The 23,125-nt window shown below is 63.7% G+C and carries 16 protein-coding genes; 8 read left to right on the top strand and 8 right to left on the bottom strand.

The window, feature by feature from the left end; genetic code table 11:
* Nucleotides 1–7: 7 nt before the first annotated feature.
* Nucleotides 8–1,702 carry an alpha-amylase family glycosyl hydrolase gene (locus tag ACEN9F_RS12750; protein WP_413420387.1) on the top strand — a complete coding sequence of 565 codons (1,695 nt, stop codon included), beginning with the start codon at nucleotides 8–10 and terminating at the stop codon, nucleotides 1,700–1,702.
* On the opposite strand, the gene ACEN9F_RS12745 is transcribed toward ACEN9F_RS12750, so the two are convergent.
* Entirely contained in the window at nucleotides 1,656–2,267 is a 612-nt protein-coding gene (locus ACEN9F_RS12745; protein ID WP_413420386.1) for an NF038129 family PEP-CTERM protein, read from the bottom strand. The two genes, ACEN9F_RS12750 and ACEN9F_RS12745, sit on opposite strands and share 47 nt — an antisense overlap.
* Before the next feature lie 11 nt (nucleotides 2,268–2,278).
* A complete protein-coding gene (locus ACEN9F_RS12740) occupies nucleotides 2,279–3,919 on the bottom strand; it encodes a right-handed parallel beta-helix repeat-containing protein (RefSeq protein ID WP_413420385.1) in 1,641 nt (546 codons plus the stop codon).
* Nucleotides 3,920–4,091: 172 nt separating this feature from the next.
* On the opposite strand from ACEN9F_RS12740, the gene ACEN9F_RS12735 reads away from it, so the two are divergent.
* Nucleotides 4,092–7,046, top strand: a complete 2,955-nt coding sequence (locus ACEN9F_RS12735; protein WP_413420384.1) for a glycoside hydrolase family 2 protein — start codon at nucleotides 4,092–4,094, stop codon at nucleotides 7,044–7,046.
* A 1-nt stretch (nucleotide 7,047) separates the two neighbouring features.
* Here ACEN9F_RS12735 and ACEN9F_RS12730 read toward each other — a convergent pair whose 3' ends face one another.
* From ACEN9F_RS12730 to ACEN9F_RS12710, 5 genes are all read right to left on the bottom strand, one after another.
* Nucleotides 7,048–9,348: a GH92 family glycosyl hydrolase gene (locus ACEN9F_RS12730; protein ID WP_413420383.1), complete on the bottom strand. Its 2,301-nt coding sequence runs from the start codon at nucleotides 9,346–9,348 to the stop codon at nucleotides 7,048–7,050.
* Nucleotides 9,345–10,085, bottom strand: a complete 741-nt coding sequence (locus ACEN9F_RS12725) for a hypothetical protein (RefSeq protein ID WP_413420382.1) — start codon at nucleotides 10,083–10,085, stop codon at nucleotides 9,345–9,347. The genes ACEN9F_RS12730 and ACEN9F_RS12725 overlap by 4 nt, the downstream gene beginning before the upstream one ends.
* Before the next feature lie 70 nt (nucleotides 10,086–10,155).
* Entirely contained in the window at nucleotides 10,156–10,503 is a 348-nt protein-coding gene (locus ACEN9F_RS12720; RefSeq protein WP_413420381.1) for a PKD domain-containing protein, read from the bottom strand.
* 40 nt (nucleotides 10,504–10,543) lie between these two features.
* Nucleotides 10,544–13,318, bottom strand: a complete 2,775-nt coding sequence (locus ACEN9F_RS12715) for an alpha-1,6-glucosidase domain-containing protein (RefSeq protein ID WP_413420380.1) — start codon at nucleotides 13,316–13,318, stop codon at nucleotides 10,544–10,546.
* Between the two features lie 110 nt (nucleotides 13,319–13,428).
* Nucleotides 13,429–15,018: an oligopeptide:H+ symporter gene (locus ACEN9F_RS12710; RefSeq protein WP_413420379.1), complete on the bottom strand. Its 1,590-nt coding sequence runs from the start codon at nucleotides 15,016–15,018 to the stop codon at nucleotides 13,429–13,431.
* 219 nt (nucleotides 15,019–15,237) lie between these two features.
* Between ACEN9F_RS12710 and ACEN9F_RS12705 the strand changes: the two genes are divergently transcribed.
* The 4 genes from ACEN9F_RS12705 (at nucleotide 15,238) to ACEN9F_RS12690 (ending at nucleotide 20,838) form a co-directional block, all read left to right on the top strand.
* Entirely contained in the window at nucleotides 15,238–16,875 is a 1,638-nt protein-coding gene (locus ACEN9F_RS12705) for an alpha-glucosidase (protein WP_413420378.1), read from the top strand.
* 99 nt (nucleotides 16,876–16,974) lie between these two features.
* Entirely contained in the window at nucleotides 16,975–18,846 is a 1,872-nt protein-coding gene (locus tag ACEN9F_RS12700; protein ID WP_413420377.1) for a glucokinase, read from the top strand.
* Nucleotides 18,847–19,046: 200 nt separating this feature from the next.
* Complete coding sequence (locus tag ACEN9F_RS12695) at nucleotides 19,047–19,589, top strand: PadR family transcriptional regulator (protein WP_413420376.1); 543 nt, start codon at nucleotides 19,047–19,049, stop codon at nucleotides 19,587–19,589.
* Nucleotide 19,590: 1 nt separating this feature from the next.
* Nucleotides 19,591–20,838: an MFS transporter gene (locus ACEN9F_RS12690; RefSeq protein WP_413420375.1), complete on the top strand. Its 1,248-nt coding sequence runs from the start codon at nucleotides 19,591–19,593 to the stop codon at nucleotides 20,836–20,838.
* Here ACEN9F_RS12690 and ACEN9F_RS12685 read toward each other — a convergent pair.
* A complete protein-coding gene (locus tag ACEN9F_RS12685) occupies nucleotides 20,835–21,410 on the bottom strand; it encodes a hypothetical protein (RefSeq protein WP_413420374.1) in 576 nt (191 codons plus the stop codon). The two genes, ACEN9F_RS12690 and ACEN9F_RS12685, sit on opposite strands and share 4 nt — an antisense overlap.
* Nucleotides 21,411–21,583: 173 nt before the next feature.
* Here ACEN9F_RS12685 and ACEN9F_RS12680 point away from each other — a divergent pair, with 173 nt between their 5' ends.
* The gene (locus ACEN9F_RS12680; protein WP_413420373.1) at nucleotides 21,584–22,477 is read left to right on the top strand and encodes a 2-dehydro-3-deoxygalactonokinase; all 894 of its coding nucleotides are present in this window, start codon (nucleotides 21,584–21,586) and stop codon (nucleotides 22,475–22,477) included.
* 2 nt (nucleotides 22,478–22,479) lie between these two features.
* Entirely contained in the window at nucleotides 22,480–23,100 is a 621-nt protein-coding gene (locus ACEN9F_RS12675) for a 2-dehydro-3-deoxy-6-phosphogalactonate aldolase (protein ID WP_413420372.1), read from the top strand.
* The last annotated feature ends 25 nt before the right edge of the window (nucleotides 23,101–23,125 follow it).

Genomic DNA, 23,125 nt, shown 5'->3' with positions numbered 1-23,125 from the left:
CGACAGCATGAAATTGACTCCCCTTGCAATGAATTCGGCACTGGCGCTCGCATTTGCGCTTACTTCCGTTGCGGTGAGCGCTCCGGCGCTGGCCGCACCGGCGGTTGAAAAGCCAGCCGCGCGCAAGCCGTTCCTGTGGGGGAACGCCACCGTCTATTTCCTGCTGACCGACCGTTTCAACAACGCCTTCACCGGCAACGACCTGGCCTATGACCGCCGCGCGGACGCGGCTCCGCTGCGCGGCTTCATGGGCGGCGACCTGGCCGGCATCACCAACAAGATCAATGAAGGCTATTTCGACAGCCTGGGCGTAAACGCGATCTGGCTGACGCCTCCGGTGGAGCAGATCCACGAAGGCACCAACGAAGGCACCGGCAAGTCCTACGGCTTCCACGGTTACTGGGCGTCGGACTTCACGGCGGTCGACGCCAACCTGGGCACCGAGAACGACTTCCGCAATTTCGTCGAAGCGGCCCACGCGCGCGGCATCCGCGTGCTGCTGGATGTGGTGATGAACCAGACCGGCCCGGTGACGCCTTACGACCGCGTATGGCCGTCGGACTGGGTGCGTACCGAGCCGCAGTGCACCTACAAGGATCCCAAGACCACCATCGAGTGCACGCTGGTGCAGAACCTGCCCGACTTCCGTACCGACAGCGATACGCCGGTCGAGTTGCCGGAACGCCTGATGGCGAAGTGGCAGCGCGAAGGACGCTTCGAGAGCGAGATCAAGGAGCTGAACGAGTTCTTCGCCCGCACCGGCTATCCGCGCGCGCCGCGCTACTACCTGATGAAGTGGCACTCGGACTGGGTGCGCAAGTACGGTGTGGACGGCTTCCGCGCCGACACCGTCAAGCACGTCGAGGCCAAGGTGTGGAAGGAATTGCAGACCGTGGCATCGGCCGCGTTCGAGGACTGGAAGCGCGCCAATCCGGACAAGAAGCTCAGCGACGACAAGTTCTACATGACGGCCGAGGTCTACAACTACAAGCTGCAGGACGGCCTGCAGTTCGATCTGGGCGGCGGACAGAAGGTCAACTACTACCAGAACGGCTTCGATAGCTTGATCAATTTCGGCTTGATCTACGATGCGACCAAGGATTACGAGACGCTGTTCAGCAGCTATTCGAACGCGTTGCACGGTGGGCCGCTGCAGGGTTATTCGGTGCTGAACTACCTGGACTCGCACGATTTCGACCAGCCGTTCGACGCCGCGCGCAAGAAGCCGTTTGAAAGCGCGAACAAGCTGTTGCTGACGCCCGGCGTGGCGCAGATCTACTACGGCGACGAGACCGCGCGCAAGCTGGACGTGGCCAATGCGGTCGGCGACGCCAAGCTGCGCTCCTTCATGAACTGGGATGAGCTGGAACAGAACACGCAGCGCGACGGCTACAAGATCGCCGACGTGCGCGCACACTGGGCCAAGCTTGGCCTGTTCCGCCAGGCCCACCTGGCGGTGGGCGCCGGCGTGCACCAGCAACTGGAAGCAAAGCCGTATGTCTTCAAGCGGACCTACGGCAGCGACAAGGTCGTCGTCGCGCTGGACCTTCCGACCGACAAGAGCACTACCATCAAGCTGCACGGCGTGTTCGCCAACGGCCAGAAGGTGAAGGACTACTACTCGGGCAAGACGGCGGTCGTCAAAGGCGGCAGTGTCAACTTCGGCACCCGGAACGCGGTGGTGCTGATCGGCCAGGACTGAGTCGTGCGACGATGAGCAGCAAACCCGCCGCGAACATCAGGAACGCGGCGGGTTCCGGTACCGCGGTGACGGATGCGTATGCGCCGTTGACACTCACTGCCGCGCCGCTGCCAGGCAGCAGCGCGAAGGTCGCCACATCTCCAGCCGTACCCAGGTAGTTCAGGCCCGCGTCCAGCAACGCGATCGATAGCGTGGTTCCCGCGCCTGTCGCCGCCGCATAGTCGAAGCGCACGTCAAACGACAACGCGCCGCCCAGGTGCGCCCATTGTCCGAACTCGTTCCATGTCGCGCCATTGCCGATCGATAGCAGCGTATCGACGGTGCCGCCGGCTTGTCCCAGCGCGAAGCTCTGCGCCGTGAAATCGCCGGAGAAATTGGACAAACGCGCCTGCACCGGCGCCGCGTTCCCCAGCCCGAGGAACAGGAAGTCGAGATAGCCGTCCTGTCCGGACAGGACGGTGGTGTCGATATCGACATGGTAAACCTGGGGCGCCGCCTGCGCCGTGCCGCAGGCCAGGACCAGCACGGCCATCAGGCGTGCCATCAGTGTATTCAGTCTGAACATGCAAGTCCTCCTTATGGGGTGCCGGCGATCAGCTTGGGCAGGTAGCCCACGCTTAGCCGGTTGGGATTGTTGAATACGGTGGTGACCGTCGCCGTCTGGCCCGGCGCCAGCGCGGACAGTGGCAGGGCCAGCGTCGGCGCACCGCCCTGGATGCCGCCCTGGTTATCCAGCGTCACGCCTTCGGTCAGGTAGTCGGCGCGGAACAGCAGGCTGCCGCTGATGCTCGTATTCGACATATTGGTGAACGAGACCGTGCCTTTCATTTTCTGCGTGGCGCGGTCCAGCGTCAGCCCGGATTGCACGATCTTGACGCTGGCGGTGACGTCGGCAAACAGCGGCGCCGGCGTACTGCCCTCAAACGCACCCAGGTCCGGCGCCGCGCCGCTGTATGGCAGGCCGAGGTTCACGCCCTTGTCGATCAAGTCGCTGCCGGCCACCAGCCGCATGGAAGGCAGCACCGGCAGGCTGCCGTCGGGCAGGCGCGGCGCATCCCAGCCGTCGGCCGACACGCCCTGGAAGTCCGCTGCCGTCACGCTGACCGGAAGGTTCCAGCTGTTGTTGGCGATATCCGCGCCGGCCGCGTTGGATACCGGCGTGCCGGTATACACCAGGTTGTTGCGCAGGATGCCGAGTGAGATGGCGGCGCCGCTGGTGTCGACGCTGAGCATATTGAAACCGGCGCCGTTGCCGAAGCTGGTGTTGTTGAAGTATTCGTTGGCGACCGGATGGTGGTTGGCATAGAAGCCGCTGGCCTTGTTCTTGAACGCTACCGAGAAGCGTATCGTATGCACCGGCGCGTTGGCCGCGTAGCCGCCGCCGAAACCTCCGAGCTTGAAGCCGTTGCCGTTCCCCGCCGGGATCGAGGTGGTGGTGCCAGGCAGGTAGCCGTGCAGCCACGCCCACGAGTTCTCGATCAGCACCGGCGAGCCGGCGTTGATCAGGTCATAGCCGTCGTCGGTATTGGCCCAGGCGCGGCAGCCGCGGAAGACATTGCCCGGCCGGTTGGCCTTGATGTGGGCACCGAAGCCGTCGGCATTCTGGCCCGCGCCGGTGCGGCTGTAGGGATCGTAGTTGTGATGCGAATCGACGTTCAGCACCAGGTTGTTGCTGCCGTCCGAGAGGAAGAATCCCGGTCCCATGTTGTGGTGCGTGTTCAGGAACTCGAAGATGTTGTTGCTGCCGTTGATCCAGATGCCCCAGGACTCGTTGTTCAACAGGTTGCCCGGCTGTTGCGGCGCGCCTTTCAACTCCAGCCCTTTTATGTGCAGGTAGCTGGCAGTGACGTTGAAGCCCTTCACGCGGCAGTTGTCCGTCATCTGCGAGAAGTCGAACAGCGGCGTCTCGCCGGGGTAGGCCCAGTAGCGTATCGGCTTGTCCTTGGTGCCGCTCTTGTTGAACGCGACCGCCGTGACGGTGTCCGTCATGCTGGCGCAGCTGTTGATGCCAGCCGTGTAGACGTAGGCGCCGCCACGGAAGTAGACCGTGTCGCCGGCCGCAGCCACGGCCTGCGCCTTGGCTGCGGTTTTCCAGGGTGCCGCGATGGTGCCCGCGCCATTGTCGTTGCCGCCCGGTGCGACGTAGTAGGTCGCTGCCTGCGCGCCGGACATCAGCGCGAGCGCCGACAGCGCGGCGCCTGAGTGCCACAAATTCATATATGCCTCCGTTGTTATTGTGCGGTGGATGTATCGTGGTGGTGCACAAACATATTAGCGGTGGCTTGCGGCCGGAACTGCTCGTGTTTGTGAGTGTTTGCATAACTATCATCCTTGCGTAGCACCGCCGCTTTAATATTGGACCTTTCTTCAGAAAAGCTCGGGAGGCCGGTTGTACTCACTACTCAAACATAGCGCGGTACTGGCGGCGGCGCTGCTGGCCATGCCGCTGGCGCAGGCGCGCGAGGTCTACAACTTCAATCCGGGCTGGCGCCTTGCGGTAGCGGACAATGCCGCCGCCGCGCAGGCCGTATTTGACGACAGCGGCTGGAAGCCGGTGACGCTGCCGCGCGCATGGAACGAGGACGACGCCTTCGGCAAGGACATTGTCGACCACTCGACGGGCGTGGCCTGGTATCGCAAGCACTTCGCGCTGCCGGAATCGGCGCGCGGGAAGAAGGTGTTCCTGGAGTTCGAGGGCGCGCGCCAGATGGCGGAGGTCTACGTCAACGGCAAGCGCCTGGGCATGCACGAAAACGGCGTCACCGCCTTCGGCTATGACATCAGCGATGTGCTGGTGGGCGGCGACAATGTGGTATCGGTGAAGACCGACAACCGTTGGGACTACCACGAGGCCGCGACCGGCCAGCGCTACCAGTGGTCGGACAAGAACTTCAACGCCAACTATGGCGGCCTGCCTAAGAACGTGCGCCTGCATGTGACGGACAAGCTGTATCAAACGCTGCCGCTGTATTCCTCGCTGGGCACCACTGGCGTGTATGTGTACGCCCGCGACTTCGACATCCCCGGCCGGCGCGCCAGCATCACCGCCGAATCGCAGGTGCGCAACGAGAACGCCGTCGCCAGCACCTTCAGCTACGAGGTGACGCTGCGCGATGCGGGCGGCAAGCAGGTGGCGCGTTTCGCTTCTCCCACGCAGACGGTCGCACCGGGCGCCACCGCCATGGTCAAGGCCAGCGCCATGGTCGGCGATCTGCGGTTCTGGAGTTGGGGCTACGGCTATCTGTACGACGTGGAGACCGCGCTCAAGGTCGACGGCCAGGTAGTGGACCGCGTGGTCACCCGGACCGGCTTCCGCAAGACGGACTTCGGCAACGGCATGGTCAGGATCAACGACCGCGTGCTGCAGATGAAGGGCTATGCCCAGCGCAGCTCCAACGAATGGCCCGCGCTGGGCGTGTCGGTGCCGGCCTGGCTGAGCGACTACTCGAACGGGCTGGCGCTGGCCAGCAACGCCAACCTGATACGCTGGATGCACATCACGCCGTGGAAGCAGGACGTGGAATCGCTGGACCGCCTCGGCCTGATGCAGGCGATGCCGGCCGGCGATTCGGAGGCCGATGTCACGGGCCGGCGCTGGGAGCAGCGCATCGACGTCATGCGCGACGCGATTCTCTACAACCGCAACAACCCCAGCATCGTGTTCTACGAGAGCGGCAACCGCGGCGTGAGCGAAGCGCATATGCTGGAGATGAAGGCGCTGCGCGACCAGTATGATCCGTACGGCGGCCGCGCTTCAGGCAGCCGCGAGATGCTGAGCGCCAGGCTGCAATCGGTGGCGGAGTACGGCGGCGAGATGTTATACATCAATAAGAGCGCGCGCATTCCGATGTGGGCGATGGAGTATTCGCGCGACGAGGGCGCCCGCAAGTTCTGGGACAACCTGACGCCGCCTTTCCACAAGGAGGGTGAGGGGCCGCTGCACAAGGGGCAGGACGCCAGCGTCTACAACCGCAACCAGGACAGCCATGCCATCGAGGATGTGCTGCGCTGGTATGACTATTGGCGCGAACGGCCCGGCACCGGGACGCGCGTGTCCAGCGGCGGCGTCAACATCGTCTTCTCGGACAGTAATACCCATCATCGCGGCGCGGAGAACTACCGACGCAGCGGCGAAGTGGACGCGATGCGCATTCCGAAGGACGGCTTTTACGCCCATCAGGTGATCTGGGACGGTTGGGTCGACATCGAGCGGCCGCGCGCGCACATCATCGGCCACTGGAATTATGCGGCGGGCACCGTCAAGCCGGTGACGGTGGTCTCCAGCGCCGACCGGGTCGACCTGTACCTGAACGGCAAGCTGCTGGGGCACGGACGCCAGAGCGCGCGTTTCCTGTTCACGTTCGACGATGTCGCATGGCAGGCGGGCCAACTGAAAGCGGTGGGCTACGACGCCAAGGGAAAACAGGTGTGCGAGACGGTGCTGGCCAGCGCCGGCGCGCCGGCCGCGCTGCGCCTGACCGCGACCACTGCACCCAAGGGCTTGCAGGCCGATGGCGCCGATGTGGCGCTGGTGCAGGTGGAGGTGGTGGATGCCCAGGGCCGCCGCAATCCGCTCGCGCTGGACATGGTGACGTTCGACGTGCAGGGACCGGCCGAATGGCGCGGCGGTATTGCACAGGGGCCGGACAACTATGTGCTGGCGCGCGCGCTGCCGGTCGAGGGCGGCGTCAATCGCGTGTTGGTGCGCAGTACCACGCAGGCAGGCAAGATCGTGGTGCGCGCCAGCGCAGCCGGCCTGGCGGCGGCCGAACTGACGCTGGATAGCAAGGCTGTGGCGGTGCGGGATGGCCTGGCGAAGCAGCTGCCATCCGATGGGCTGCCGCTGTACCTGGAGCGCGGGCCGACGCCGTCTACGCCATCGTTCAAGGTGTCGCGCGTGGCGGTCCCGGTGGTGTCGGCGGAAGCGGCCAGCAATGCCGGCGATGCGGCCAAGTCCTTCGACGATGACGAAACCACCCTGTGGGCCAGCAAGCCGGGGCAGGGAGCGCCGGCGATCACCTATCGGCTGGCCGAGCCGGCGACGCTGAACGAGATCGTGCTGAAGCTGTCCGGCTGGCGTGAACGCAGCTATCCGCTGCGCGTGACGGTGGACGGCGTGGAAGTCTATAACGGCATGACGCCCAAGAGCCTCGGCTATGTGACCTTGCCGCTGAAGCCGCGGCGCGGCAGCAGCGTCAAGGTGGAACTAAACGGCGTGGCCGAGGAAAACAATGTCATCAAGCTGACCGAAGTCGCGAATCAAGCCATCGTCGATACGGGCGCGAACCAGACGCCCAAGGGCGTGCTGTCCATCGTCGAAATCGAGTTCTATCGCGCCCCCTGAATTAATCGCCTGAAGTGGAGAGCGAGTAGGGCGCGTCGCTGGTGGTGGTGCCGCGCTCCTTGTTCGGCTGCGCGCTCATGTCGAAGTCCAGCACCGCGCCCTTCATCAGGCCTGGATGGCTCAGCCAGTTTCTTGAGTAGGCTTTGCCATCGACCTTCAGCGCGCGCACGTAGCGATTGCTGTCGCTGTTGGCGGGCGCGTTGATGACGATCTTCTTGCCGTTTTCCAGCGTCAGCGTGGCTTTCTTGAACAGCGGCGTGCCCACGACATATTGTGGAACCGCCGGGGTGACGGGATAGAAGCCCAGCGCGGAGAACACGTACCACGCCGAGGTCTGGCCGTTGTCCTCGTCGCCGCAGTAGCCGTCGGGCGTGGCCTTGTACAGGCGATTCATGGTCTCGCGCGCCCAGTATTGCGTCTTCCATGGCGCACCGGCATAGCCGTACAGGTAGATCATGTGCTGGATCGGCTGGTTGCCGTGTGCGTACTGGCCCATGTTCGCGATCTGCATTTCACGGATCTCGTGGATGACCTCTCCGTAGTAGCTCTCGTCAAACAGCGGCGGCAGTGTGAACACCTGATCCAGCTTGGCGACGAACTTCTCGCGCCCGCCCATCAGGTCCACCAGCCCGTTCACATCCTGGAACACCGACCAGGTGTAGTGCCAGCTGTTCCCCTCGGTGAAGGCGTCACCCCACTTGAAGGGATTGAATGGAGACTGGAAGGTGCCATCCTTGTTCTTGCCCCGCATGAGGCCTGTCTCCGGATCGAACAGCTTCTTGTAGTTCATCGCGCGCTGCTTGTAGATGCCGATTTCCGATTGCGGCTTGCCGAGCGTCTTGCCCAGCTGGTAGATCGCGAAATCGTCATACGCATATTCCAGCGTGCGCGCGGCGTTCTCGTTGATCTTGACGTCGTAGGGCACGTAACCCAGCTCGTTATAAAACTTGACGCCGGCGCGGCCGACCGCCTGCATCGGCCCTTCGTTGTCGGCGCCGTGCTTGAGCGCTTCCCACAGCGTGTCGATGTCGTAGCCGCGCAGGCCCTTGATGTAAGCCTCGGACACCACCGACGCCGAGTTATTCCCGATCATGACGTTGGCCAGGCCGGGACTGGACCATTCCGGCAGCCAGCCGCCTTCCTTGTAGTCGTTGGCCAGGCCCGCCTGCATCTCGCGGTTGATCGACGGGTACATCAGGTTCAGGAAAGGATACAGCGCGCGGAAGGTGTCCCAGAAGCCGGTGCCGGCGAACATATAGCCGGGCAGGATCTTGCCGTTATAGGGACTCCAGTGAACGATCTGGTTGTTGGCGTCGATCTCGTACAGCTTATTCGGGAAGAACAGCATGCGGTACAAGCTGGAATAGAAGGTGCGCGTCTGCTCGTCGCTGCCGCCTTCCACGCTGATGCGTCCCAGCGTCTTGTTCCAGATGTCCTTGCCCTTTTGTGCGGTGGCGTCGAAGCTGTCGGAGGCCAGCTCGCGCTTCAGGTTCAGCTCCGCCTGTTCCTCGCTGATGAAGGATGAGGCCACGCGCATGCCGACCTTTTCGCCTTTTTCCGTTTTGAAGCCGACCACCGCGCCGCTATGGTCGCTGGCCAGTTCCATGACGTCGCCCACCAGCTTGTCGCCGCTCCAGATATGGGTGGAAACGAAAGGCTTGTCGAAATGGATGACGAAGTAGTTCTTGAAGTTCTTCGGCAGCGGGCCGCGCGCGTAGCGGGTGCTGTAGCCGACGATCTTGCGCTCGGCCGGGATCACCTTGATGTAGGAGCCTTTGTCGTAGGCGTCCACCACGACATACGCCTCGTCGGTCTTGGGGAAGGTGAAGCGGAACTGTGCGGCGCGTTCGGTTGGCGTGATCTCGGTCGTCACATCGGAGTCGGCGAGATACACGCTGTAGTAGTAAGGCTTGGCCACTTCGGCCTTGTGCGAGAACCAGCTGGCGCGTTCGTCCTGATTGAAACGCAGCTTGCCGGTCACCGGCATGATGGCGAACTGGCCGTAGTCGTTCATCCATGGCGATGGCTGGTGCGTTTGCTTGAAGCCGCGGATCTTGTCGGCGTCGTAGGTGTAGGCCCAGCCGTTACCCATCTTGCCGGTCTGCGGCGTCCAGAAGTTCATCCCCCACGGCAGCGCGATGGTCGGGTAGGTGTTGCCGTTCGAGAGTTCCGGCTTGCTGGCGGTGCCCATCAGCGGATTGACCCATTCAACCGGATCGGCACTCGCAGATGTCGAGCAGGGCGCCAGTGCGGGCAGGAATGTAATGATTAGGCAAAAAATCTTCGTCAATGCAGTTTTCACTTAAGTTTCCCATCCTTGTGGTTCAACGAAGAGGTCGCGATTGAACGATAGCCTTCAAACATGGAGGACTTCGGGGCATTTTTGATCACAGCAAAAGGAACACCCTCATGTACCGCCGGAAGGATGTAGTGGGAGGGGAGCGGATTCTTGTCAACCTTAATCTGGGCGACAAACCTGCCCAAATAAAAGCGGAAATAGCGAATGCCACCCTCCATGTGTTGCTTGGCGTCGCTGATGATGTGAGGATCGCCATCCGTCGTTGCGACAATCACTCCGAAGTCATGGACGTCGCCAGGGGTCTTCGTTTTGATCATTTCTACGACTTGGTTTAGCTCATCCTTGTCTAGTTCTACTTCCCGAAATAATTCGTGCCTGGATACGGCGGCCCGCCATAGCAAGCATATGAAGAACAACTTAAGCATATCTGGCGACTCAATGTCGAGCAGATAGGCTGCTGTTGGCCGACCTTCTTTTTTAAATTGCCCAATAGGCGTCCGCAGAATTCCTATCGCGTAGTTATCCGGATGTTGGAAATGCGTTACCTCACAGTCCCGGCACCAAGCGTCAGTCTCGTAAATACCTACCGGGCGTCTTTTAGGAAAGCTATCCTGAGATCTCTGCTTGAGTACATTCCCAGGCTGGTCGACAATATCCCAAAAAAAACTCTCGGGTATTACGTGCCCCTTTACGCCTTCTTTTCCTTCCTCACCACAGAATTCACATTTAGCGCATATCATATTTTTCGATCAGTAAATGGCGGATCAGGACATTATGCACTGGCTATGTATCTGACTTGGGGTGCATGGATTATTGGGCGGTGATCGTGACGTTGGACGGCGCGCTATCGAGCTTGCCGTCGTTGACGATCAGCGTGGCGACGTAGGCGCCTGGCAGGTCGGCAAAGAAGGTGGGCGTAGCGACATGGTAGTTTAGCAGCGTTGCGCTGCTGCCCGCCGGTTTGGTCAAAGTCCAGGAATAGCTGACGATGTCCTGGTCTGGATCGGTGCCGCTGCCGGACAGCTTGATCGCGGTGCCTGCCGGGACGGTTTGCGCCGGCCCGGCCTCGGCCACCGGTGCGCGGTTGGCCTGCGCGGCATAGTCGCCGCCGCCGCAGGCGCTCAATGCAAACAGGATGGCTGCGAACGATTTCTTCATGATGTCTTTTTGGCCCGATGAACGAGCCAAAAAGATAACATCAATTTTCTACAAAAACGACAGCGCTACGTGGTGGAATGGCGAAGCTTCCGGTGGCTTTTTCATACTTGGCTTGCGAGGCAATGCGTTTGTCCGCTGCGGCCTTGCCGGTATGGACCGGGTGCAGCTGGTAAGCGCGGTTCTTTTCTTCCGCCACAGTGACGCGCTGCGCGACCTTGTCGACGTTGATCAGGTAGGTGATCGACTTGAAGTTGGCGCCCGCATAGCCCGTGCCGTCCAGGTGGGCGACGATCACGGTCGGCACCTGCGCCGCGCCGGTATTGTGGAAGCGCAGGCGCTGGCTGATGTCCTGCGCGGTGCGAAGGCGGAACAGCGTGCTGCTGGCGCGGATCGCCAGCAGGTCGCGGAAGGCGTCGCGCGCGTAGGCGATATCGGCCGGCGACGGTTTGATCGCGGCGGCGTTGCGCAGCAGTGGCTTGATGAGCGCATAGTCCTTGCCGTTGTCTTCCGCGCGCGGCACGCCGGTGCCGTAGTAGTTGTCCTGGTAGGTCCAGTCCAGGCGGTTGAACCAGTCGCCCGATTCGAAGCTGTTGCGGTCCAGCGATTTGGAACGCAGGATATCGAAGCCCGCGTGGTAGTAGGCCACGCCCTGGCTGAAGGCGTTGATGGCGGCGCCCAGCATCTGTACCTGCGCGCGTTCGGGCGGAGTGGTCGCTTGCGGCAGCTTGAAGACGTTGATGTCGAACAGCGTCTGGTTGTCGTGGTTCTCGACGTAGTTGACCGTTTCGCCCGGCTCGCTGGCGTAACCGGCCGGCTGGTTGCCGCCGTAGACCATGTCCTGCAGCGCGACGGTGCGGCCGTCGGCGGTGGTCAGCCGGTAGCTGCGGATCGAGCCGGCCAGGCCGACCTTGACCAGGTCCGAGGCGTGCAGCAGGTCGGCGGCGGGACGCCCACCCGCTTGCGCGTTGGCGTCGTACACCAGGCCGTTGATGTAGCCTTGCTGGGTGATCATCTGCGTGCCGCTGTCGCCGGCGCCGCCGCCACGCACGGCGTCGCGCGCGCGGTCGCTGAAGGTACCGATGCCGCTGCCGTTGAGCGACAGTTGCGACGCCTGCACGAAGCGCGCGCCGTCGGCCACTTCGCCGAAGTTCCAGCCTTCGCCGATCAGGTTGACGTGGCGGCCGGTGGCGCGGTCGGCGCGCGCCTGCAACTGCTCCATGACGGCGCGCGGCTGGTGGCCCATCAGGTCGAAGCGGAAGGAGTCGATCTTGTACTGCACCGCCCACAGCTCGACCGAGTCGGCCATCAGCTTGCCCATCATGAGGTTTTCGGTGGCGGTGTTGTCGCAGCAGGTGGAGCGTTCGATGCCACCCTTGGCGTTGAGGCGGTGGTAGTAGCCCGGCACCACGCGGTCCAGCACCGACTTCTCGTTCTGGCCGGCGATGTATGTGTGGTTGTAGACCACGTCCATGCCGACGCGCAGGCCGGTCTTGTGCAGCGCCTGCACCATCTGGCGGAATTCGACGATGCGTTTGGCGCCGTCGGCCGGATCGGTGGCGTAGCTGCCTTCGGGGGCGCTGTAGTGATACGGATCGTAGCCCCAGTTGTAGCAGTCCGTCATTTGCGCCTTGGTGACCAGTGCCTGCGCTTCCTCATTGTCGGGCACCAGGCCTTGCGGGATGTTCGGTACGACGCAGCCTTTTTCCGGCACGCTGCCGATGTCATAGACCGGCAGCAGGTGGATGTCGGTCATGCCGGCTTTGCTGAGCGCGGCCAGGTGTTTCATGCCGTTGGAGCGGGCTTCGGTGAAGGCGGTGTATTTGCCGCGGTTGGCGGCGCTGACGGTGCCATCGTTGATGGAAAAGTCGCGCACATGCAGTTCGTAGACCGACATGTCGGTTTGTGCGGCGACCTTTTTCGGCGCCGCGGCCTTGTCCCAACCGGCCGGCTTGAGACCGGCGGCGTCCAGGTTGGCAATGTAGCTGCGCTTGGAGTCGGTGGTCAGGCTGACCGAGTATGGATCGGTGACGAGGTTGCGTACCAGGCCCGCGCTTGGCGCGACAACGTCTACAAGGTATTGGTAGTAGTGGCCGGACAGCTTGCCATCGACCTTTGCGGACCAGATGCCGGTGGCGTCGTCGCGCTGCATGGCGGTGATGGCGGCTGCCTTGCCGGAACCGCCGGCGTAGGTGCACAGTGCCACGCGCTGCGCGGTCGGCGCCCACAGTTTGAAGGCTGCGCTGTTGGCGTTGACGGTGACACCGAGATCGGCGGCATGCGCGGCGCTGGCGTAGATATCGTCCAGCGCGCCGGCGACCTGCAGCGTGGTGGCGTCGCGCACGGTGCCGTCTTCGGCTTCGAGGACGATCATCACTTGCTGTTTCAGCAGCGCGGGCGATTGCGCGGCCGGCACGGTGAGCAGGGCGCCGTCGGCGACGAACTTGAAACGCTGGGCGACGTCGGCCGGTACACTGCCAGCGTCAAGACGCGCCAAAGCCAGCGCGCCGTCGGCGCCGGTCACGCGCGCGCCGGCGGCCGCTTGCAGCTGCGCGGTGGCGGAGTAATAGAGTTTGAAGACGCCGGCGCCGTCGGCGCCCGGCCATTTGATGATCTGGCGATTGAGCCAGTAGGCGCGGGCGTCGGCGGCGGGCGCCGCTTGCAGCACGGTGGCGAACGGGCCGTCGCAGGCGGCCAGCGTGGCGTCGGCGACGGCAGGCGAAGGCGCGGCCGCAGCGGTCAGGCAGGTCAGCGCGAGCGCGCCGCCAACAGAAACTTCAGCCGCGCGCTGCCACGCACCCTTGTGATTACCGCCCATATCGCTGTCTCCAAAACTATAGATTTAGGTAGTGCAGTTACAAAATCTGCAAAATACCCTTGAAATTGCCGGTTATGGTAATCCAAAATCTGTAGTTTTGATACGTTCTCTTACGATTCCTGTTTCTCGCCTGGCGGGTAGCACAAGCTGGCCTGGTCGTCGCGGCGGTAGTTGTCGACCATCTTGTAGCGCATTGCGTAGAGTGCGAAGATGGCGGCGATCAGCAGCGCGAAGGCGGCGAAGAAGAACATCTGGAACGCGATCGTGCCCATGCCGCTGGACGCGATCCACCCGCCGACCACGTCGTTCTTGACGCCCGAGTTGACGATCAACACCCACAGGTTGCCGACCGTGACCGCCAGGTACCAGAAGCTCAGGATGATGCCCTTCATCGGCGCCGGCGCCTGGCTGTAGGCGAATTCCAGTCCGGTTGCCGAGACCAGCACCTCGCCCAAGGTCAGCAGCGCGTACGGCAGCAGTTGCCACAGGATCGAGACCTTGTCGCCGCCATCCATCTGCAGCTGGATCAGGCCGATCACGATCCACGCGGAGGCCGACAGCGCGATGCCCATGCCCATGCGGCGCAGCGGCGTCGGCGTGATGCCGACCATGCGCATCAGCGGGAACAGCGCCAGGTTGTTGAACGGGATCAGCAGCATCACCAGGATCGGATTGACCGCCTGCATCTGCGCCGGCAGCAGCGTGAATTCCCAGCCGAAGATCGACAGCAGCGGGCTGTCCATCGAGTTGGCCTGGACGATCCAGGTCGAGGCCTTCTGGTCGAACAAGGACCAGAACGGCGTGATCATCGCGAACACGATCAGGATGCGCAGCACCGAACGCACGCCTTCCACCGCTTCATCGGTGTGCGGGCCGCGCGCGCGTTCCAGCTGCATCGAGACGCCGATGCCGCCGAACGCCAGCAGCAGCACCAGCGCCGTGCAGGCGGCGATGACGAAGCCCCATTGCGGCGTCATGGCCAGCGCCGCCAACGCGCCCAGCGCGCCGATGCCGGCGACGACCAGGCCCGGGCGCGATTGGCCGGGCGCGCGCGCCAGCAGCGCGGTGCGGGCGACGCTGCTGAAGGAATCCGGATTCGGCGCGGCCGGCGGCACGTGCACGTATTTGCGCTTGCCCAGCCAGAACACCAGCGTGGCGATCGCCATCAGGATGCCGGGAATGCCGAAGGCGATGGCCGGTCCGTAGTCGCGCAGGAACACCGGCATCAGCAGCGAGGCGAAGAAGGAGCCGAAATTGATGATCCAGTAGAAGGCGTCGAACACCACCTTGGCGCGGTTCTTGTTGGTCTGGTCGAACTGGTCGCCGACAAACGCCACCACCAGTGGCTTGATGCCGCCCGAGCCGAAGGCGATCAGCGCCAGGCCGAAGTAGAAGCCCTTGAGGTTGTCCTCGAAGATGGCAAGGCAGGCGTGGCCCGCCACATAGATCAGGCTGAACCAGAACACCGTCTTGTATTTGCCGAAGAAGCGGTCGGCCAGCCAGCCGCCCAGCAGCGGGAAGAAGTAGACGCCGATGACGAAGGTGTGGAACACGTGCTTGGCTTCGCTGGCGCGGTCGGCCAGCGGAACGAAGAGCAGCAGGGTGCTGATCAGGAAGGGCGTGAGGATGTTGCGCATGCCGTAAAAGCTGAAACGCTCGCAGCCTTCGTTGGCGATGATGTATGGAATTTGCCGGGGCATGGCCCCGTTGCCGTTACTGCTCACTGTGTCTTCTCCCTGTTGTTTGTGTAGTTTGACTACTATTTTTGTCTTCAGATTTCCTATAGAAAATCGTAAGACATTGATTTGTAATGATTATTTGTGGTAATCGCAAATCGGGCTATGGATTGAAAAATTCGATTTCGTAATGTATATTATCTACAAAACACCTACCTCGGCCAGCTAACCCCGGATTCTCTTATGACTAAGCAACTTACTCAAGTGTCGCCTCACTCCCCAGACTGGTATCGCGAAGCGATCATCTATCAGGTTTACCCGCGCAGTTTCATGGATACCAACGGCGACGGCATAGGTGATTTGCCCGGGATTACGGCAAAGCTGGACTATATCGCATCGCTGGGCGTGGACATCGTCTGGATTTCGCCTTATTTCAAATCGCCGATGAAAGACTTCGGCTACGACATCTCCGACTACTGCGACGTCGATCCGATGTTCGGCACGCTGGCCGACTTCGACGTGATGATCGCCAAGGCGCACAGCCTGGGCCTGAAGATCATGATCGACCAGGTGATGGCCCACACGGCGGAGGAGCACGCGTGGTTCAAGGAGAGCCGCTCCAGCCGCGACAATCCGAAGGCCGACTGGTATGTCTGGTCCGATCCTGCGCCGGACGGCAACCCGCCCAACAACTGGATGTCGGTGTTCGGCGGCTCGTCGTGGCAGTGGGACACCCGCCGCCGTCAATACTATCTGCACAATTTCCTGGTCAGCCAGCCGCAGGTCAATTTCCACAACCCGGAAGTGCAGCAGGCCCACCTGGACGCGCTGCGCTTCTGGCTGGAGCGCGGCGTCGACGGCATCCGCCTCGATGCCTCCAATTTCCACTTCCACGATCCTGAGCTGCGCAGCAATCCGCCGGCGCTGAACCGCGACACCGCCACCGTCTCGGACGTCAACCCGTACGGCATGCAGGCGCACATCTACGACAAGAGCCGTCCTGAGAACCTGCCGTTCCTGCAGAAACTGCGTTCGCTGCTGAATGAATACCAGGCGGTCTCGATCGGCGAGGTCGGCGCCGACGATTCGCTGGCCGTCATGGCCGAGTACACCGCCGACGGCGACAAGCTGCACATGGCCTACAGCTTCAACCTGCTGGTGCCGAACTGCTCGTCGCACTACATCCGCAAGCAGGTCGAGAATTTCGAAGCGCGCGTCAAGGGCGGCTGGGCCTCCTGGTCGGTCGGCAATCACGACGTGCAGCGCGTGGCCACCCGCTGGGGCGGGCCGGAGGCGCCGGCCGCTTTCGCCAAGCTGGCGCTGGCGATGCAGCTGTCGCTGAAAGGCACGCCTTGCCTGTACCAGGGCGATGAGCTGGCCTTCGCCGAAGCGGACGTACCGTTCGAGCTGCTGCAGGACCCATATGGCATCACCTTCTGGCCGGAATTCAAGGGCCGCGACGGCTGCCGCACGCCGATGGCGTGGACCGGCGGCGCCGAAGGCGGCTTCACCAGCGGCAAGCCGTGGCTGCCGGTATCGCCGGACCACCTGGCCAAGGCGGCCTCGGTGCAGGAAGGCGATGCCGAATCGTCGCTGGCATTCACCCGCAAGTTCATCGCCTGGCGCCGCAAGCTGCCGCAGCTGACGCGCGGCGACATCCAGTTCTTCGACGCGCCGGAACCGGTGCTGGCGCTGCGCCGCGATGCCGAGGGCGAGCGCGGCATCATCGCCGTGTTCAACCTGGGCGCCGAGCCGGTCAGCTTCGCGCTGCCGCAAGCGGCGGGCGCCGAGCAGATGGAAGGCTACGGCCTGCCGGGCACGGTGACCGACGGCCAGGTGCGGTTGCCGGCCTTCGGTGCGTGGTTCGGCTACGCCAGCTAAGGCTGGCAAGGGAAGGAAACGATACGTTTTCGCATCGTTTCCTTCTTACCATCACGTATTTCGGGTATGCTTCCGCCTACTGTTTTGACTGAACCGACGATGAAACAAGCTGAAGTGGATCAAAAACTGAATCGCACCGCCTTTGCCGACGGCCCGCGCCTGCTGGCCGACATCGGCGCTACCCACGCCCGCTTCGCATTGCAGACCGCCCCCGGCGAGTTCCGCGCGGTGCGCGTGCTCAAGTGCGACGACTTCCCCGATATCGTGGCGATGCTGCGCTCTTACCTGTCGGACCATGCCGACATCACGCTGAACCACGCCGCGCTGGCGGTGGCCAACCCGGTCAGCGGCGACCATGTGCGCATGACCAACCGCGACTGGGAATTCTCCACCGACGAGGTGCGTCGCGCCCTGGGCCTGCACACCTTGCTGGTGGTGAACGACTTTACCGCGCTGGCGATGTCCCTGCCGGGCCTGAAGCCGGCCGACCTGATGCAGGTGGGCGGCGGCAAGCCGGCCTCCAATTCCGTCATCGGCGTGCTGGGACCTGGTACGGGTCTCGGCGTGTCGGGCGTGATTCCGACCGTGGACGGCTTCGTCACGCTGGGTTCGGAGGGTGGCCACACCAACTTCGCGCCGGCCGACGAGCGCGAATACGCGATCCTGCAATACGCATGGCAGACCTGGTCGCACGTCTCGACCGAGCGCCTGATCTCCGGCCCCGGCATGGAAATCATCTACCGCGCCATCGCCAAGCGCAACGGCCGCCAGGTGCGCGACCTGACGTCGCAGGAAATCATGGCCGGCGCGCTGACCGACAAAGACCCGTTGTGTCTGGAAGTGCTGGAATGCTTCTGCGCCATGCTGGGGGGCGCCACCGCCAACCTGGCCGTGACGCTGGGCGCGTTCGGCGGCATGTTCATCGGCGGCGGCATCGTGCCGCGCATGGGCGAATGGTTCGCCTCGTCGCCGTTCCGCACGCGCTTTGAAGCCAAGGGGCGCTTCACCAGCTACCTGGCCGAGATCCCGACCTATGTCATCACCACGCCGAACCCGGCGTTCTACGGCGTGGCGACGATCCTGTCCGAGCACTTGCGCGGACGCAGCGGCGCCAACACCCTGATGGAACGCGTGCAGCATCTGCAGCACGAGCTGACGCCGGCCGAACAGCGCGTCGCGCAGCTGGTGCTGGAGCAGCCGCGCCTGGTACTGAACGAGCCGATCGCCGACATCGCGCGGCTGGCCGAAGTCAGCCAGCCGACGGTGATCCGCTTCTGCCGCTCGCTGGGCTTCCTCGGCCTGGCCGATTTCAAGCTGAAGTTCGCCAGCAGCCTGACCGGCGCGATTCCTGTGCGCCACAGCCAGGTGCGCGTCAGCGACAGCACGCACGACCTGAGCGCCAAGGTGATCGACAACACGGTTTCCGCGATTTTGAAATTCCGCGACCAGCTGGACGTGCGTTCGCTGGACAAGGCCATCGCGCTGGTGGCCAAGGCCAAGCGGGTCGAGTTCTACGCCATGGGCAACTCGCGGGTGGTGGCGCTGGACGGCCAGCACAAATTCTTCCGCTTCCGCATTCCAACCTCGGCCTATGGCGACTCGCACCTGCTGACCTTGGCGGCGGAGCTGCTCAATCCGGGCGACGTCGTGATCGCGATCTCCAACTCGGGCAAGCTGCCGGACCTGCTGGAAGCGGTCGACGCGGCGCGCGCGGCGGGGGCGGACGTCATCGCCATCACGTCGAGCAACTCGCCGCTGGCCAAGAAGGCCACGGTCTGCCTGGCGGTCGATCATACGGAAGACAGCACCAGCTTCCTGTCGATGATTTCGCGCATCCTGCAACTGTTGCTGATCGACATCCTGTCGGTCGGCATCTCGCTGGACAGCCAAAACTCGCGCCTGGTGGTCGAGCACAAAACCAAAGGCAGCGACGACAACCGCCGCCTGATGATCTCCCACCTCGACAGCTAAACCCGTCACCCTAAATCCGGGGTCAGGTCCAGAACGCGGACACGAACTCAACTATTCAATGGTTGAGTCTGTGTCCGCGTTCTGGACCTGACCCCGTTTTTTTGCCTGTTACAAATCGCTACTTGAACTCGCTCAGAAATAGTTTAAGATATATCTTAATAAGTTATATCTTAACTTGTTATATCTTGGGAGTTAAAGACATGTTTAAACATCATCATCACCACCATCATCATCACGGCCTGCACCCGCATGCCATGCACGGCCATCATGGCCACGGCGGCGGTCCCCGTGGCCGCGGTCCGAAAATGTTCGACGCCGGCGCCATGCGCTATGTCGTGCTGCAGCTGATCTCCGAGAAGCCGCGCCATGGCTACGAGCTGATCAAGGAGCTGGAGCAGCGCTCCGGCGGCGGTTATACGCCCAGCCCCGGCGCCATCTATCCGCTGCTGTCGATGCTGCTGGATATGGGCCACGTGTCGGCCACGCCGGACGGCAATAAGAAGCTGCATACGATTACCGCCGAAGGCGAGGCTTTCCTGGCCGAGAACCGCCAGTTCGTCGACGCCATACTGGCCCGCATGAGCGATCCGGACGAGTACCGCGACGACCTGCGCAGCATCATGCACGAGCTGAAACAGGCCGCCATCCTGCAGGCGCGCGGCACCAACCACAGCCCGGAACGGCTGGAGCAGGTCCGCGCCATCCTGCGCCAGGCCACCGCCGACATCAACGCGCTGGCATAAGATGACCAGCACACTTCCCTTGACCCCGGCGCGCGAGCGCATGGTGCTGTGGCTGCTGGCGCTGACCCAGTTCACCGTCATCATGGATTTCATGGTGATGATGCCGCTGGCGCCGCAGCTGATGCGCGCCTTCTCCATCGAACCGGCCGCCGTGTCGGGCGCGGTCTCGGCCTACGCCTGGTGCGCCGGCCTGTCCGGCCTGGCGGCGGCCATGTATATCGACCGCTTCGACCGCAAGAAACTGCTGCTGACCGTGTTCGCGCTGTTCACCTTGTCCAACCTGGCCTGCGCGGCGGCGCCGAATTTCCATGTGCTGGTGCTGTCGCGCGCGTTTGCCGGGCTGACCGGCGGCGTGCTGGGCGCCATCGTGATGGCCATCATCGGCGACCTGATCCCGGCCGACCGCCGCGGCGCCGCCACCGGCATCGTCATGACCTCGTTCAGCATGGCGTCCGTGCTGGGCGTGCCGGCCGGCGTGATGCTGGCCGCTCACCATGGCTGGGCCTCGCCGTTCTATATCCTGGTGCTGTGCTCGTTGCCCATCCTGCTGCTGGCCGCCCGCGTGCTGCCGGCGCTGGATGGCCACGTGGCGCAGCGCGCGCCGCTGTCGGCCGTGCTGCCCAACCTGATCGGCTTGTACCGCGTGCCGAATCACCTGAAGGCGTTCCTGTTGTCGGCAATCAACATGCTGACGGGGATGCTGATCATTCCGTTCATCTCGCCCGTGCTGGTCGGCAACGTCGGGCTGGAACCGGCGGAAATCACCTACGTCTACCTGGCCGGCGGCATCGCCACCTTCTTCACCGCGCGCATGGTCGGGAAATGGTCGGACCGCGCCGGCGCGCACAAGGTGTACCGCGTCGTGACGCTGCTGTTTATCCTGCCGGTGCTGTTCATCACGCACATGCCGGTGATGCCGCTGTTCGGCGTGATGCTGTTCTTCCCGTTCTTCATGGTGCTGGCGTCGGGGCGCAATATCCCGATGCAGGCCCTGATGACGACCGTGCCGGATCCTTCGCGGCGCGGCGCCTTCCTGAGCGCCAACGCGGCGATCCAGCAGGTGGGGACCGGCCTGGGCGCCCTGTTGGGCGGCCTCACGCTGACGACCAACGCCGCCGGGCATATCGCCGGCTACGGCCTGAACGGCTGGATCGCCTCCGGTCTGGCGCTATTGACGGTGTTGTGGGTGGGGCAGATACGCGGCGCCGCGCCAGCGGCGGCGCCGGTAGGGGATGCGAAGGCGGCTTAGCCGTCGATGCTGGTGCGCTTGGCCGGATGTTTCTCGCGGCGCCAGCGCGCCAGGCTGATGACTTCATCGGTGCTGGCGTCTTCCACCAGGATTTCATCGTCGCTGGACGACACCAGGAAGCTTTCCCAGCGCTGCGCCGCTTCGGCGCTGTTTTCCACATAGCTGAACTGCCAGTAGTTCTTGCCGTTCAGCTTGCGCGGGGTCGGATCGTATTCGATCAGGGCCCCGTGTACTTTTCCATTCGAGTTCTTTTCCAGCAGGGCCGACCAGGCTTGCAGCTCCGGCAGCGCCATCAGCGCGGCGGCGGCTTGCTCCTTGCTGCGGGTGGCCGCCGGTTCGGACGGCGGCGCCGGCTCCTTGTCGGCGACGGCGCGCGGCGCGGCGGCGGCCGGCGCTGCCTTCTTGGCCGAGGCCGAGCTGCTGGCGCTGGCCGGCGCGGCGACCGGCGCCGGCAAGGCGTGCGGCTCAGCCGGCGCCGAGTTGGCGAACCAGGCGCCCAAAGCCACCACCACCGCGCCTATTGCGGCGCTGGCGACGATCAGTTTGCGGGTGGACAGCTTGCTAAATTCCATGAGTGGTGCCTGAGGCTATTTTATTGTCGGCAATACTAAACCAAAGGCCTGCCAGGGGCAACTGCCTTCGCGGGAGGCTATATTATTTTGGTATTAGTCGCACGAGATAATTCATTGGCTGGCGGCAGGGCATTTCCGTACCATCATGGCACATAAGCAAAGGATTACGCATAGTGAACAAGAATATATTGGGGATAGATTGGGGCACCAGCAACCGGCGCGCCTATCTGATAGATCAATCCGGCGCCTGCCTGGCCGAGCATGAGGACAACCAGGGCATGCTGGCGGTCGGCGGCCGCGACAGGTTCGGCGCCTCGCTGGCCGGCCTGCTGGACGCCATGCAGCTGCCGGCCGATGTGCCGGTGATCATGTCCGGCATGGTCGGCAGCGCGTCGGGATGGCAGGAAGTCAACTACCTGGACGCCTCGGTGCCGCTGGCCAGCTTGCCCGGGCACCTGGCCGCCGTCACCGATCCGGCCTGGGCCGGGCGTTGCCATATCGTTCCCGGCTATTGCTACCGCAACGGCGCCGCCGTCGACGTCATGCGCGGCGAGGAAACCCAGTTGCTCGGCGCGGTCGCGCTGGGCCACCGCGATGGCTGGATCGTGCTGCCCGGCACCCATAGCAAGTGGGTGCTGCTGCGCGACGGCGTGATCCAGTCGCTGGCCACCTACATGACCGGCGAGCTGTTCGCCATGCTGTCGGCCGGCGGCACGCTGTCGGCCATGATGGGCGGCGACACCACCGACGCCGAGGGCTTCGCGGCCGGCCTCAATCAGGCCGCCCGCAACGAGCCGCTGTCGAACACGCTGTTCCGCGTGCGCGCCGGCGTGGTCTCCAAGGCCGCGCCGCCGCAACAGGCCGCCGCCGTGGTCAGCGGCTTGCTGATCGGCGCCGAGTTCGCCGCGGCGGCCGCGCAGGCCGGGCAGGGCATCACCGTCATCGGCTCGCCGGCGCTGGCCGCGCGCTATGCCGCCGCCGCCAACCATTTCGGCTTGCAGTGCCGGGTGCTGGATCCGCACCGGGTGTATTGCACCGCCATCTCTCAATTTATCAAGCAGGCTTGAATATGACTTTATCGCATCCAACCACGCCACTGGTCGCCATTCTGCGCGGCCTCCATCCCGCCGAGGCGGCCGACGTCGCCAAGGTGCTGCACGCGGCCGGCTTCCGCGCGCTGGAAGTGCCGCTCAACCGTCCGGGCGCGCTGGAGTGCATCGCCACCATGGTCAAGCTGGACTTGCCCGATACGCTGGTCGGCGGCGGCACCATGCTCAGCGTCGAGCACGTGGAAGCCGTGCATGCGGCGGGCGGCCGCCTGCTGGTGTCGCCGAACTGCGTGCCGGCGGTGATCCGCCGCGCCGCCGACCTGGGCATGTATTGCGCCCCAGGCGTGGCCACGCCGACCGAAGCGTTTGCCGCGCTGGACGCCGGCGCCCACGCGCTCAAACTGTTCCCGGCCGAGATGGTCGGCCACGGCGGCCTGAAGGCCCTCGGCAGCGTGATCCCGGCCGGCACGCCGATGTGGCCGGTCGGCGGCATCACGCCCGACACGATGGAAGGCTGGGTGCGCGCGGGCGCGTCCGGCTTCGGCATCGGCGGCGCGCTGTACACGCCGGGCGTGACGCTCGATGCGCTGGCCGAACGCGCGGCCGCCTTCGTGGCCAAATGGCGCGCCTTGGCCGTATGATGTCGGCTCTCTACATTACGGGATA

The organism is Duganella sp. CT11-25 (assembly GCF_047302815.1).
Classification (GTDB): Bacteria; Pseudomonadota; Gammaproteobacteria; order Burkholderiales; family Burkholderiaceae_D; genus Rugamonas.
This window is presented reverse-complemented; position numbering and strand designations above follow the sequence as displayed.

Excerpts from the sequence above, each read along its gene's own strand:
- ACEN9F_RS12750 (WP_413420387.1), top strand. The coding sequence starts at position 8 with ATGAAATTGACTCCCCTTGCAATGAATTCGGCACTGGCGCTCGCATTT.
- ACEN9F_RS12745 (WP_413420386.1), bottom strand. The coding sequence starts at position 2,267 with ATGTTCAGACTGAATACACTGATGGCACGCCTGATGGCCGTGCTGGTC.
- ACEN9F_RS12740 (WP_413420385.1), bottom strand. The coding sequence starts at position 3,919 with ATGAATTTGTGGCACTCAGGCGCCGCGCTGTCGGCGCTCGCGCTGATG.
- ACEN9F_RS12725 (WP_413420382.1), bottom strand. The coding sequence starts at position 10,085 with ATGATATGCGCTAAATGTGAATTCTGTGGTGAGGAAGGAAAAGAAGGC.
- ACEN9F_RS12720 (WP_413420381.1), bottom strand. The coding sequence starts at position 10,503 with ATGAAGAAATCGTTCGCAGCCATCCTGTTTGCATTGAGCGCCTGCGGC.
- ACEN9F_RS12715 (WP_413420380.1), bottom strand. The coding sequence starts at position 13,318 with ATGGGCGGTAATCACAAGGGTGCGTGGCAGCGCGCGGCTGAAGTTTCT.
- ACEN9F_RS12710 (WP_413420379.1), bottom strand. The coding sequence starts at position 15,018 with ATGCCCCGGCAAATTCCATACATCATCGCCAACGAAGGCTGCGAGCGT.
- ACEN9F_RS12705 (WP_413420378.1), top strand. The coding sequence starts at position 15,238 with ATGACTAAGCAACTTACTCAAGTGTCGCCTCACTCCCCAGACTGGTAT.
- ACEN9F_RS12700 (WP_413420377.1), top strand. The coding sequence starts at position 16,975 with ATGAAACAAGCTGAAGTGGATCAAAAACTGAATCGCACCGCCTTTGCC.
- ACEN9F_RS12695 (WP_413420376.1), top strand. The coding sequence starts at position 19,047 with ATGTTTAAACATCATCATCACCACCATCATCATCACGGCCTGCACCCG.
- ACEN9F_RS12690 (WP_413420375.1), top strand. The coding sequence starts at position 19,591 with ATGACCAGCACACTTCCCTTGACCCCGGCGCGCGAGCGCATGGTGCTG.
- ACEN9F_RS12685 (WP_413420374.1), bottom strand. The coding sequence starts at position 21,410 with ATGGAATTTAGCAAGCTGTCCACCCGCAAACTGATCGTCGCCAGCGCC.
- ACEN9F_RS12675 (WP_413420372.1), top strand. The coding sequence starts at position 22,480 with ATGACTTTATCGCATCCAACCACGCCACTGGTCGCCATTCTGCGCGGC.